Origin of the sequence: Myroides pelagicus (assembly GCF_009711055.1) — a bacterium.
GTDB classification, from domain to species: domain Bacteria; phylum Bacteroidota; class Bacteroidia; order Flavobacteriales; family Flavobacteriaceae; genus Flavobacterium; species Flavobacterium pelagicum.
The window spans coordinates 19,405-33,096 of record NZ_WMJY01000029.1 but is presented as its reverse complement, the minus strand read 5'-3'; the positions used below and the strand labels follow the sequence as shown (position 1 = coordinate 33,096).

At 32.8% G+C, this 13,692-nt stretch carries 12 protein-coding genes; 3 read left to right on the top strand and 9 right to left on the bottom strand.

What is annotated here, in order from left to right; all coding sequences use genetic code 11:
- Window positions 1–290: 290 nt before the first annotated feature.
- Window positions 291–1,295, top strand: a complete 1,005-nt coding sequence (gene asnA, locus GJV77_RS11570; protein ID WP_155036521.1) for an aspartate--ammonia ligase — start codon at window positions 291–293, stop codon at window positions 1,293–1,295.
- A 79-nt stretch (window positions 1,296–1,374) separates the two neighbouring features.
- Here the strand turns inward: asnA and GJV77_RS11565 are convergent, their stop codons facing one another.
- The 5 genes from GJV77_RS11565 to GJV77_RS11545 are packed head-to-tail and all read right to left on the bottom strand — an operon-like array spanning window position 1,375 to window position 4,791.
- Entirely contained in the window at window positions 1,375–2,220 is an 846-nt protein-coding gene (locus tag GJV77_RS11565) for a DUF3078 domain-containing protein (RefSeq protein ID WP_155036520.1), read from the bottom strand.
- 57 nt (window positions 2,221–2,277) lie between these two features.
- A complete protein-coding gene (locus GJV77_RS11560) occupies window positions 2,278–2,793 on the bottom strand; it encodes a DUF2480 family protein (RefSeq protein ID WP_155036519.1) in 516 nt (171 codons plus the stop codon).
- A 1-nt stretch (window position 2,794) separates the two neighbouring features.
- Window positions 2,795–3,115 carry an iron-sulfur cluster assembly protein gene (locus tag GJV77_RS11555; RefSeq protein WP_155036518.1) on the bottom strand — a complete coding sequence of 107 codons (321 nt, stop codon included), beginning with the start codon at window positions 3,113–3,115 and terminating at the stop codon, window positions 2,795–2,797.
- A 16-nt stretch (window positions 3,116–3,131) separates the two neighbouring features.
- A complete protein-coding gene (locus GJV77_RS11550) occupies window positions 3,132–3,551 on the bottom strand; it encodes a SufE family protein (RefSeq protein WP_155036517.1) in 420 nt (139 codons plus the stop codon).
- 25 nt (window positions 3,552–3,576) lie between these two features.
- Complete coding sequence (locus GJV77_RS11545) at window positions 3,577–4,791, bottom strand: aminotransferase class V-fold PLP-dependent enzyme (RefSeq protein WP_155036516.1); 1,215 nt, start codon at window positions 4,789–4,791, stop codon at window positions 3,577–3,579.
- Between the two features lie 645 nt (window positions 4,792–5,436).
- On the opposite strand from GJV77_RS11545, the gene GJV77_RS11540 reads away from it, so the two are divergent.
- Together GJV77_RS11540 and GJV77_RS11535 are read left to right on the top strand one after the other, a co-directional pair.
- The gene (locus GJV77_RS11540) at window positions 5,437–6,414 is read left to right on the top strand and encodes a ribonucleotide-diphosphate reductase subunit beta (protein WP_155036515.1); all 978 of its coding nucleotides are present in this window, start codon (window positions 5,437–5,439) and stop codon (window positions 6,412–6,414) included.
- 36 nt (window positions 6,415–6,450) lie between these two features.
- Window positions 6,451–8,145: a ribonucleoside-diphosphate reductase subunit alpha gene (locus tag GJV77_RS11535; protein WP_155036514.1), complete on the top strand. Its 1,695-nt coding sequence runs from the start codon at window positions 6,451–6,453 to the stop codon at window positions 8,143–8,145.
- A 418-nt stretch (window positions 8,146–8,563) separates the two neighbouring features.
- On the opposite strand, the gene sufD is transcribed toward GJV77_RS11535, so the two are convergent.
- From sufD to GJV77_RS11515, 4 genes are all read right to left on the bottom strand, one after another.
- On the bottom strand, window positions 8,564–9,880 hold the full coding sequence (gene sufD, locus GJV77_RS11530) for a Fe-S cluster assembly protein SufD (RefSeq protein WP_155036513.1): 1,317 nt from the start codon (window positions 9,878–9,880) through the stop codon (window positions 8,564–8,566).
- Between the two features lie 49 nt (window positions 9,881–9,929).
- Entirely contained in the window at window positions 9,930–10,679 is a 750-nt protein-coding gene (sufC, locus tag GJV77_RS11525) for a Fe-S cluster assembly ATPase SufC (RefSeq protein ID WP_155036512.1), read from the bottom strand.
- Between the two features lie 59 nt (window positions 10,680–10,738).
- Window positions 10,739–12,187 carry a Fe-S cluster assembly protein SufB gene (gene sufB / locus GJV77_RS11520; RefSeq protein ID WP_155036511.1) on the bottom strand — a complete coding sequence of 483 codons (1,449 nt, stop codon included), beginning with the start codon at window positions 12,185–12,187 and terminating at the stop codon, window positions 10,739–10,741.
- Between the two features lie 108 nt (window positions 12,188–12,295).
- Entirely contained in the window at window positions 12,296–12,625 is a 330-nt protein-coding gene (locus tag GJV77_RS11515; RefSeq protein WP_155036510.1) for a HesB/IscA family protein, read from the bottom strand.
- Window positions 12,626–13,692: the final 1,067 nt, after the last annotated feature.

Here is a 13,692-nt window from a genome sequence, read left to right as displayed (position 1 = left end):
AATGACTAATGTTGCATTTATAACTTGAATTCACGTTGTAAAAAAATAATTTAGACGATTAATTAAAATATTTTTTTACTACATTTACACTTATATAAAATAATTACGATTATATGTATCAATCATTAAACAATAATATCTCTAATAATAATTTGAATCAGCCGTACGATTCGAAGAGGTATGCTATTGTAATGATTTAAGTTAATTAATATATTATTCATTATCCGTTTAAAGCTCCTCTTATGAGGAGCTTTTTTTATTTGTACTAAAAGAAAACTAAATTTAATATTATGAGTAAACAAGAAATTTTACAAACCGAAAGAGCCATTGCACTAGTAAAAAAGACATTTTCAGAAAACTTGTGTGATGCATTGAATTTGTACCCTATCTCCTCTCCAATGATTGTGAATGAAGGTACAGGAATCAATGACGACTTGAACGGCATTGAGCGCCCTGTATCCTTCCCTGTAAAGTTTCTAAACAACAATCATGGAGTAGTTGTACATTCACTGGCGAAGTGGAAAAGAATACGTTTAAAAGAACTATCCTTGGATGCTCATGAAGGTATTCTTACAGACATGCGTGCATTAAGACCAGATGAAGATAGCAGCCCTATTCACTCAATATATGTTGATCAATGGGATTGGGAACTAAAAATTGATGAACAAGATCGTAGCTTAAGTTATTTAAAAAAGATTGTTCGCTTAATCTATCAATCGTTGCTAAAAACAGAAGAGGCTATTTATGAGACATACGGATATAAACGTACGTTGCCTCAAAAGCTATCTTTTATCCATTCTGAGCAACTTTTGCAACTGTACCCTAACCTAGATCCAAAAGATAGAGAACACGCTATAACGAAAGAATATGGCGCTGTATTTATCATTGGTGTAGGTCATAAATTAAGCAATGGAGAAGCTCATGATAGTCGCTCTAGTGACTACGATGATTGGAGTACTATTTCAGAAGAACAATATCACGGACTCAATGGAGACCTATTAGTATGGGATTATGAACTGGATCGTTCTCTAGAACTATCATCTATGGGTATACGTGTAGATAAATCAGCCCTTGAACACCAATTAAGACTAACAGATTCTATAGATAAATCAAAACTATACTATCACCGTCTTTTGCTTACTGACCAATTACCTTTATCAATTGGTGGTGGATTAGGACAATCTAGAATCTGTTTATTCTTACTAAAGAAAAGACATATCGGAGAAGTTCAAGCGAGTATATGGCCAGAAGAAGTACGTCTACAAACAGAAAGTGAAGGAATTCAATTGCTGTAAACGTAAACATTTATAAGAATAAAAAGGGACTGTATCTCTTCGATATCAGTCCCTTAAAATTTTATTGTCAATTTATTGACTAAAAGTTATAGCTAAGTCCAACACCTAACACCTCACGTAATTGAAATCCTTTATACGCTTGGTCATCATAAATTGTTTGAAATGTAAAATTAGTTGAAAGATATTTATTAATCTTCATAACTACATTTAATTGATAATCAACTACAACATTCTCAGGTTTTTTAAGATAATTAGAGTACAGGTTTAAGATATTTTCAACCGATACATTCTCCATAATATCCGTTTTATAGTATCCGTTGATCGACATCCCCAGTTGGTATTTCATTGATTTACCTTGATCAACACCAAATGCAGCCGCATCTTTTGTAAAGTGATCATGTACAAAAATAAAACGAGAAGTAGCTGGAGCGATATTAACCTTTAAGTTATCGCTTTTCTTCCACAAAAGACCAGGTCCTACTTGTAAGTAAGCAGGCGACATAAAGTGAGAGTTTCTTAATCCTCCTTTATCATGACCAGTATCCATTTGCGTCTTAAAATTCAAGAACATCGAATAATACCAGTTATTACTTGCTTGTTTACCTAACAAAGAGTTAAACTCTAAACGGTCATTTGTTTTCTTTTGATCTTCCCCTTTTAACTTTGTAAAACCATAGTTCACAATTAATTTGTTATCCCAAGTTAAATCATCCTTAGCATAATTTAAATCATAATTTAGATTTAAGTTACCAGAGAAGTTGTTATCTCCACCAGCTTGCCAATTTGAGAAACTTGACTGACTTACTAATACAGCGAAGTTACCTTTTGATTTCCAAGGACTTGTTACTTCTTTGTCTGATGCTTCTTGAGCATGAGTAGCATTAAATGCAAAAATTGCGAATAAGCTTAGTAATACTTTGTTCATATTGTTAAATTTTAGAAACAAAAATACTAACAAATTATAGAAATCCAAATATTACGATTATTGCTTAGAACTTCGTTTATAAATAGGCACAGCCGAACAAGCTTCACCAAACATAACAGAACGCGCGTAAGGCATGATTAATTGAGTTGCTAATACATATGCTTCCTCAGGAATTGTTTTATTAGAACAGCCTTTAACAATTACAGGTAAATCTTTATATTCAGAATAATCAATAGCAAATAATATCTCTTGATAGATAGATTTCTCAATATCTTCAACAGATCCAATAAAAGTACGTTTAGCAAATGGCTGTAAATAACTTGTCAAAAGCATATACGTCCAACCAGGTAAAATAGCATCTGTAGAACAATTCAAACCTACATATGCATCTTGATACATTGACCAGTCAACTTCTTTTAAACTTGCCCTAAACTCTTTTTCTCTCAGGACAAAACCTTCGTAAAGCCATTGAGATATATCAATCTGCATACGTTGATTCACAGGATAATAATCCTCTAAATCAAAGATTTTTAATGAGCTATTCGCTACTTTATTTACAATTTCTCCTTCCATATTAAAGCATTCCAAGTTCTAATTGAGCCTCTTCACTCATTAAATCTTTTGTCCATGCTGGTTCAAAAGTTAATTCGATCTCCACGCCCTTTACATTGTCAATTGCTTTTACCTTCTCCTCTACTTCCATTGGCAGAGATTCTGCTACAGGACAATTCGGAGAAGTAAGAGTCATTAAAATCTTTACATCATAAGTCTCATTTACAAATACGTCATAAATCAATCCTAACTCATAAATATCAACAGGTATCTCTGGATCATATATTGTTTTTAATACTTGTACGATGTCTTCCCCTAACTTTTGTACATCTATTTCTTCCATAATTTGCTCAATATTATTAACTCTTCGCTTGATAAGCTAAAGCATACATTTTAATTTGTTTAATCATCGAAACTAGCCCATTAGCACGTGTTGGAGATAAATGCTCCTTTAAGCCAATTTCATCTATAAAATCTAAGTTAGCAGCTGTAATATTCACTGCAGTTTGACCAGAGAATACACGAATTAAAATAGCTATTATTCCCTTCGTTAAAATAGCATCACTATTTGCTGTAAAGTAAATTTTACCTTCTCTTTCTTCAGCATGTAACCAAACTTGTGATTGACATCCTTTAATTAAGTTCTCCTCTACTTGATACTTCTCATCAATCAAGGGTAAACTTTTTCCTAATTCTATAATGTACTCGTAACGTTGCATCCAATCGTCGAACATTGAAAACTCATCAATGATCTCTTCTTGTGCTTCTTTGATTGTCATATTATTAATTATTTTAATCTATTCTTTATGATAACATTGTCTGTGCTTTTTTCACAGCTTCTACCAAAATATCTATTTCTTCTTTAGTATTATAAAAACTAAATGAAGCTCGTATCGTTCCAGGAATTTCAAAAAAGTCCATGATTGGTTGTGTACAATGGTGCCCTGTACGAACAGCAACCCCCAATTTATCCACAATCACCCCTATATCATAAGGATGAATATTAGCTATATTAAAAGAAATAACCGATGTTTTTTCTTTTGCTGTTCCATAAATCTTCAATCCATCAATCTCCAACAAACGAGCTGTTCCATAATCCAATAATTCCTTTTCATAAGCTGCAATATTGTCAAATCCAATACCATTCAAATAATCAATAGCATGACCTAATACAATACCTCCTGAAATATTAGGAGTTCCAGCTTCAAACTTATGAGGCAAACAAGCGTATGTTGTCTTTTCGAAAGTAACTTGTTTAATCATTTCTCCTCCTCCTTGGTAAGGAGGCAATTTGTTTAACCATTCCTCTTTACCGTATAAAATTCCAGTACCCGTAGGACCGCATATTTTATGTCCAGAGAAAACGTAAAATTCACAATCTAAATCAATAACATCTGGCTTAATATGAGGTGTAGCCTGTGCACCATCTACTAAAACAGCGGCTCCTACAGCATGAGCCTTAATGATAATTTCCTTAATAGGATTAATTGTACCTAAAGCATTAGAAATATGTGTTATTGCTACAACCTTTGTTTTTTCAGATAATAATGTATCATATTCTGACAGGATTAACTCTCCTTCCAAATTCATTGGGATAACTCTCAATTTTGCTCCTGATCTCTCACAAGCAAATTGCCATGGTACTATATTCGAATGATGCTCTAAAGCCGAAACAATCACTTCATCTCCTTCCTTTAACAACGTTCCAAATCCATTAGCAACGAGATTAATACCAAATGTAGTACCTGCCGTAAAAATAATCTCATGACTATGCTTAGCATTTACATGTTGTTGAATTTTAAGCCTTGACTCCTCGTATGCATCAGTTGCTAACTGGCTTAAAGTATGAACACCACGGTGAATATTGGCATTTATTGTCTCGTAGTAATTTTTAATAGCTTCTTCTACTACTTTAGGCTTTTGAGCAGTAGCTGCATTATCAAAATACACTAAAGGTTTTCCATTTACTTCCCTGCTTAGTATAGGAAAGTCTTGTCTTATTGCTTTTATATCTAACATACTACATTTCAGTTTTATTACTCTTCATTTCTACATCTATTTTAAATGCAGAATTTGCAAACAAATATAAGCAATAGTATACTTTCCACTATAAAATATTTATTTAATATTAATCTAAATATGTTTTATTTCCAATAGAATAGCTGAAATAAAAGACTTTATCAAGAATTATTTTAAACAATAAAAAATACGTCGCATAATTACTCACTGAAATTATAGCCTTTAGTATATTCGGTAGACTACTGAAAAAAAATTGAAGAACAAGCAATAATTAAATAGTATACGAAAAAGGAAATAATATCACCTGAAAATTTTTAACGATTATCGTTGCTTTTGTTTAAAAACAACGATGAAAGAAATCAAAAACCTAAAAAAAACAACTACATCAGTCAAACCAATCTTAAGTTGACAATTCAAACTCTTCTTAGCATTAAGTTATTAAAATATTGTTGATAACAAAAATACAGAAAATAATATCCAGAATTTGAAATCCCAGACAATATGTCCTATCTTAGCTAAGATAAAATCATAAGTTTTTTTAGTTTTTTTTCGTATATAGCTGACTTCTTAATCGACTAATATAGTGTACTTTACTACACTTTCTTATAAAAAGAACTAAAGTTAAACTAACTTAAAAATATTGCTATGTCCATTTTTGATAAAAGAGTTAACTACAAGCCCTTCGAGTACCCAGGTATATACCAATTTACAGATGCTATTAATAAATCCTTTTGGGTGCATAGTGAAGTAGATTTCACTGCAGATACACAAGATTTTCATTCACATTTAACCAAAGAAGAACAAATTGCAATTAAACACAGTTTACTTGCTATCGCACAAATTGAAGTCGCTGTAAAAACATTTTGGGGAAATTTATATCAACATTTTCCAAAACCTGAATTTAACGGACTTGGAAGTACTTTTGCTGAATGCGAATTTAGACACTCAGAAGCCTACTCTAGACTTTTAGATGTTTTGGGGTATAATGATGAGTTCGAAGACTTACTTAAAATACCTGTAATCAAAGAACGTGTAGAATACTTATCAAAAGTATTAGAAAATTCAAGTAATAATACGGATCGAAAAAAATACGTAGTATCACTAATACTTTTCTCCTTACTAATTGAAAACGTTTCTCTATTTAGCCAGTTTGCTATTATCCTATCCTTTACAAGATTTAAAGGATTAATGAAAAACGTAAGTAATATTATTGCATGGACTTCTATTGATGAACAAGTACACGCTAATGCAGGTATCTATATTATCAATCTCATTAGAGAAGAGTTTCCTGATTTCTTTGATGAAGAACTAATTAACCATGTAAATGATGTAATTATACATTCGATAGAAATTGAGAGTAAAATATTGGATTGGATCTTTGTAAACGGTGAGATTGAAACAGTAAGCAAACATGATCTACTCAACTTTATGAAGTTCAGAGTTGATGAAAGTATGGAAAAGATTGGGTTAAACAAAGTATTTGATATCACTCCTGAGCAATACAAACCACTACAATGGTTCGAAGAAGATGTATTTGCTAACTCATTAGATGATTTCTTTGCCAAACGTCCGGTAGATTATACTAAACACGACAAAAGCTTTACAGCTGACGATTTATTCTAATCAAAAAAATTCTATCCACACTTACTTAATAAAAATATGAATAACTTTTCACTACCACTACAAATAGAAGACGATAAAAACCTGAGAGAAAAACTTTGGTGGAAAAACTCAGAAAGTGAGCAAATATTAAATCGCGGATACTTACTTAAAGGAGAAACTGTTGAAGGGGCTATCGATCGCATCGCAACAGCAGCTGCAAAAAGATTATATAAACCCGAACTAAAAGAATCATTTCAAGAAATGATAGAAAGAGGATGGATGAGTTTAAGCTCTCCTATTTGGGCCAATATGGGTACCGAAAGAGGTTTACCTATTTCTTGTTTTAACGTGCATATTCCTGATGGGATAGAAGGTATTACCCATAAACTAGGGGAGGTTATCATGCAAACTAAAATTGGTGGGGGTACATCTGGTTATTTTGGAGCGTTACGTGAGAGAGGAAGTGCTGTTACCGATAATGGTAAAAGTAGTGGAGCTGTAAGTTTTATGAAGTTATTTGATACAGCTATGGATACAATCTCACAAGGAGGTGTACGTCGCGGGGCTTTTGCAGCTTACCTAGACATCGACCATCCAGACTGTGAAGAATTCTTAAACATTAAAAATATTGGTAACCCTATTCAAAACTTGTTCTATGGTGTTTGCATTCCAGATTACTGGATGCAGGAAATGATCGATGGAGATAGAGAAAAAAGACAGTTATGGGCTAAGGTACTAGAAAGTCGCCAACAAAAAGGTATGCCTTACTTACTCTTCTCTGATAACGTAAATGGGCATAAACCTCAGGTGTACAAAGACCTTAATATGCGTGTAAACGCAAGTAATCTTTGCTCTGAGATCATGTTACCATCATCAGATGATGAATCATTTATCTGCTGTCTATCTTCAATGAATTTAGAACTATATGATGAATGGAAAGATACAGAAGCTGTTAAACTAGCTATTTTCTTCTTAGATGCAGTGTTACAAGAGTTTATCGAAAAAACTGAAGGTAATTACTACCTAACTGCTGCTAATCGCTTTGCTAAACGCCACAGAGCTTTAGGCCTTGGTGTCCTAGGTTGGCACTCATATCTTCAAAAGAATATGATTCCTTTTGAAGGTTTACAAGCAAAAATGCTTACTAATCAGATATTCGAAAACATCAGCTCAAAAGCAGACAAAGCTTCTCAAGAATTAGCTCGTATCTATGGAGAACCTGAAATCATGAAAGGTTATGGAAGACGCAATACAACTACTATGGCCATAGCACCTACTACGTCTTCATCAGCTATCTTAGGACAAACATCTCCTGGTATTGAACCGTTTAGTAGTAACTACTACAAAGCAGGACTTTCAAAAGGTAACTTCATGCGCAAGAATAAATACCTAACACAATTACTTGCTAGTAAAGGTTTGGACAATGAAGAAACCTGGAGAAACATCATGTTAAATGGAGGTAGTGTTCAACAGATTGATGGTTTATCACAAGAAGAAAAAGATGTTTTCAAAACATTTAAAGAAATCAGTCAACTAGAAATTATACAACAAGCTGCTGTTCGTCAAAAATATGTAGATCAAGCACAAAGTCTTAACTTAAATATTCCTTCTTCTCTACCAATCAAAGAAGTAAACAACTTAATGATAGAAGCGTGGAAATTAGGTGTAAAAACACTCTACTATCAAAGAAGTCAAAGTGTCTCTAAAGAAATGGTAACTAACTTAGTTACCTGTAGCAGTTGTGAATCATAAGAACAACTACAAAATATACAAAAGGGAATTCAATTGAATTCCCTTTTTTTACCTTAATACTTTTCCTTTATGATAATATAGCATTAAATTGAAAAGGTAGCTTAAATCAACTTAAATACTCTCTCTTGACCTTAATACCATTACTAGGATTACTATTCCTCCTCATCACAAAACGATATAATAAAAAACACATCTCTTAAAAAACATACTAATTCAGAAGTTAAACTACTAGAATAGTAATTTAAACTAAAAGTGGTATAATATTCGATATAATATCAGTACAACAAAAACAACAAACTTTTTTCTTTAGATAACCAGACTAATTTCCCCACATAGTCTGGTTTCTTTTTTATAGCAAAAAAATAAGGCTATCTCTAAATAGAAATAACCTTATTCTTCATTATAAAATAAATAGAAATTAAATTTCAAAGTCCATCGATACTCCCAACTTAGAAGCAATCAGATTAGCAATCATCAATCGAAGAGATGGAATACTAATGCTACTCATTACTTCCTCTGTAAATGCGTACATTAATAAAGCCTTAGCTTCTCTTTGAGGAATACCTCTTTGACGCATATAAAACATTGCTTCATCATCAAGTTGTCCGATTGTACAACCATGAGAACACTTCACATCATCAGCAAAAATTTCTAATTGAGGCTTCGTATAAACTGTCGCTTTATCACTCAATAGAATATTGTTATTTTGTTGGAATCCATCCGTTTTTTGAGCAATCTTATCTACATAAATCTTACCATTAAATACACCTACAGCACTATCATCAAAGATACTCTTATAATTTTGGTGACTTTCACAATTAGGCTGATTATGAGAAACTAACGTATAATGATCTACATGTTGTTTATTACCGATAATTGTAATTCCTTTCAATGTACTGTCGATATGCTCGCCCTCTTGGTAGAAGTTTAAATTGTTACGTGTCAATTTACCGCCAAAAGAAAACGTATGAACACAAACACGGCTCGAATCTCCTTGTTTGATATATGTGTTATCAATCAAATTCGCAGCTGCTACATCATTCTGCAATTTATAATAATCACATAGAGCGTGCTTTTCTGAATAAATTTCAGTCACTACATTAGTGATAGTATCAGCTGTTCCGATATTTTGATGTCTTTCAACAATCTTTACTTGTGCATTTTCACCTACGATAACTAAGTTTCTAGGTTGAGTAAAAACTGCCTCTTCTGTAGAGGTACTCAAGTATACAAGTTCAATTGGTTTATCTACAACTTTACTCTTCCCTACATAAATAAATGCACCTTCCGCAGCAAACGCAGTGTTCAAAGCAGTTAATGAATCATCTTTATTAACTGTTTGATTATAATACTCATTTAAAAGTGAAAGAGTTTCTTCATTTTTAAAAGCTACTGACATCGGTAGAATAGTAGCGATATCTGAAGTATAATCAGACAACTCAACAGCTAAAACTCCGTTGATAAACACTAATTTATACGTATCCGTATCTTTAAGGAAAAACTCCTTAACCTCTTCTTTAGATATCGAAACTGCAGCTGGAAGAATATTGTATTCCTTCTTTAAAAGAGAATTCAATGACGTATATTTCCAAGCTTCTTCCTTTTTAGTAGGAAATCCTTTTGCTTCAAAAGTTTTTAGACCTTCTAAGCGTATTTTTCTTAACGCATCAACTTCACCAATGATTTGTGCTTCAAAGGGAGCATATGACGTTATAAATTTATCTTTAAGTTCCATATATTACTTACTGTTAGAAATGATTGAATCAGTTAATTGGTGCTTCTAATTATTCAACAGAAGACTTAATCCAATCATATCCTTTTTCCTCTAATTCTAAAGCTAATTCTTTACCTCCTGTTTTTACGATTTTACCATCGTGTAACACGTGTACGAAATCTGGAACGATATAGTCTAACAAACGTTGGTAATGTGTAATTACAATAATAGCATTGTCTTTGCTTTTTAATTTATTTACACCGTTTGCTACGATACGCAATGCATCGATATCAAGACCAGAATCTGTTTCATCAAGGATAGCTAACTTAGGCTCTAACATAGCCATTTGAAAAATCTCATTACGCTTCTTCTCTCCTCCAGAAAAACCTTCATTTAGAGATCGTGATAAAAACTTTCTATCAATCTCTAAAAGCTCCGCTTTTTCTTTAATTTTCTTCAACATATCACTTGCAGGCATCTCTTCTAAGCCTTGAGCTTTACGCGATTCGTTGATAGCTGTTTTCATAAAGTTTGTAACTGAAACACCCGGAATTTCTACAGGGTATTGAAACGATAAGAAAACACCCTTATGAGCTCTTTCTTCTGGAGCTAATTCTCCTAATTCTTCACCTTCCAAAATAATCTCACCTTCGGTAACTTCAAATGCTTCATTTCCAGCGATCACAGACGATAAGGTACTTTTACCAGCACCATTTGGTCCCATAATTGCATGAATTTCTCCAGCTTTAACTTCTAAGTTAATTCCTTTTAATATCTCTTTATCTTCAACACTAGCGTGTAAATTCTTTATCTGTAACATATAATATTTTAATTTAATTGAGGGGTTTTGTTTGTATAACTAAGCTGAATAACGGAAGACTATCCTACACTTCCTTCTAACGAAATCTCTAATAACTTTTGAGCCTCTACAGCAAACTCCATTGGAAGTTTATTCAACACTTCTTTAGAAAATCCATTTACGATTAAAGCAATAGCCTTTTCTGTAGGGATACCACGTTGATTACAATAGAAAATTTGATCTTCTCCAATTTTACTTGTTGTAGCCTCGTGTTCTATCTGCGCACTAGTATTCTTAGCTTCGATATAAGGAAAAGTGTGTGCTCCACACTCATTACCCATCAATAATGAATCACATTGAGAGAAGTTACGTGCATTTTCTGCTCTAGGCCCAATCTGTACTAAACCTCTATAACTATTTTGTGATTTACCCGCAGAAATACCTTTAGAAATAATTGTCGATCTAGTATTCTTACCTAAATGGATCATCTTAGTTCCCGTATCTGCTTGTTGGAAATTATTTGTAACAGCGATTGAATAGAACTCACCAATCGAATTATCACCTTTAAGCACACATGATGGATATTTCCAAGTTACTGCAGAACCTGTCTCTACTTGTGTCCAAGAAATCTTAGCATTTTTCTCACATAGACCACGTTTAGTCACAAAATTAAATACTCCCCCTTTACCTTCACTGTCTCCAGGGAACCAGTTTTGTACAGTAGAATATTTGATCTCAGCATCATCCATAGCGATAAGTTCAACTACAGCAGCATGTAATTGATTTTCATCACGTGACGGTGCAGTACAACCTTCTAAGTAAGATACATAACTTCCCTCATCAGCGATAACTAAAGTACGCTCAAACTGACCAGTACCCGCTTGATTAATACGGAAATAAGTTGACAATTCCATTGGACAACGAACTCCTTTTGGAATATAACAGAAAGATCCATCAGAAAAAACAGCAGAATTCAATGCTGCATAGAAGTTATCCGTTTGAGGAACAACAGTACCTAAGTACTTCTTAACCAACTCCGGATACATCTTAATCGCCTCAGAAATAGAACAAAATATAATTCCTTTTTCTGCTAATGTTTCTTTAAACGTAGTTGCTACTGAAACTGAATCCATCACAATATCTATCGCTACACCTGAAAGACGTTTTTGTTCCTCTATAGAAATACCAAGCTTATTAAAAGTCTCAATCAATTCAGGATCTACTTCGTCTAAACTCTTATACTGATCCTTCTTCTTAGGAGCTGAGTAATAAGAGATACCTTGAAAATCTGGTTTAGTATAGTTCACATTGGCCCACTCTGGCTCGATCATAGACTCCCATATACGGAATGCCTCTAATCTCCATTCAGTCATCCATTCTGGTTCACCTTTCTTCTCAGAGATCGCTCTAACAATACCTTCATTCAAACCAACAGGAAACGTCTCAGACTCTATATCTGTATAGAACCCATATTCATATTCCTTGGTTTCTAATTCTTTCTTTAAATCTTCTTCTGTATACTTACTCATATGTTTATACTTAAAAGCCACTACTTTCTCGTACGCTTCATTTATTTTTAAACTAATTATCAAAAGGACAGAAAGATGGATATACACCCATCCTTCTACCTTGAAGTCTTATAGTGAAAAGCTTTCACCACAACCACAAGTTCGACTTGCGTTTGGATTATTAAAGTAAAAGCCTTTTCCGTTCAATCCTCCAGAATACTCTAAAGTAGTTCCTACCAAGTACAAGAAGCTCTTTTTATCAACAACTATTCTAACTCCGTTGTCTTCAAAAACTTTATCATCTTCTGACACTTCACGATCGAATTTTAATTGGTAAGAAAGGCCAGAGCAACCACCACTAGTAACTCCAACTCTAACATAGTCCGCAACTGGATCAAAACCTTCATCCTCCATCATTAGTGCGACATGTTTCTTCGCTATATCTGATACTTTTATCATACGTAACTTATAAATAGATTGATTCTAAAATTGTCTATGCAAAGGTATTATAAAAAAATGGTTTGCCCTATAACCTACACATTAATAACGATTAGAAGTTTTAATACTGAAATAAATAAAAACTATTATTAGAACATTCTATAAATCTATTCTTTACGTAGTGGTTTAGTGAAAAAACTACTGAAAACTAATTAGTTATTTTCACTAAACACCGATCTTTTTTACTATGACACAAAGATTGTAACTTTAACGCTAAATTTCAAGAACATTAAAGATAATATACCAAACATTCACAGCTTTTAACAATAATACCCACGACTACGACCACACCTTTAAGACAAAACACAAAAAAAATCAGTTATCACCCTAATAAGTAAAAACAAAGCTATAAACACTTCCACTATGCTAGTTGACATAAATAAGTAATTATGTATCACCGATTACTATAATAAATGCGATTTAGGGAGAAAATCAGTACTCTTTCGAAAAAAAACAACTAATTAGTAAGCAGTTTTCAAAATTAGTAATTCTGCATTATTTCATTAAAAAAACATTAACTTTCGACCATTCTGACGTCAAACAAATATTCATAAACGCTTTATAAATAAGATTAACTATTACTTTAATCAGCATTACTTATTAAAGTCGATAAGATTACTGCAATTGATAATCTACTTAGATTCATATTTTTTCCATGCGTTCTTGACCTATGCGTGCACTTACCTTGCCAAGAAACTACTTCTGGGGTAGTAAACTGCAGGGATACTGCACTCATAGCACAAGCTAGGCAACAAATACTATCATTTTGAAACCTTTAAGAGCAAAAACAAGTTACATTATTTTTAAAAATGTTTCTGAGTTCAGTATTGTACAAATTATTTAATAAAAAAAATATCAATTTATCCCCAATTATAATACCTAACAGATATACACCCTAAAAAAAGTTTGATTTGTAAAAATAGTATTAACCATAGACTTTACCACCTGACTCAATATAGAGAGTCTTTTACAAAAAAATAGCAGATGGAGAAATAAATTGCTTAATTTGCACATAACTCAATTAAACT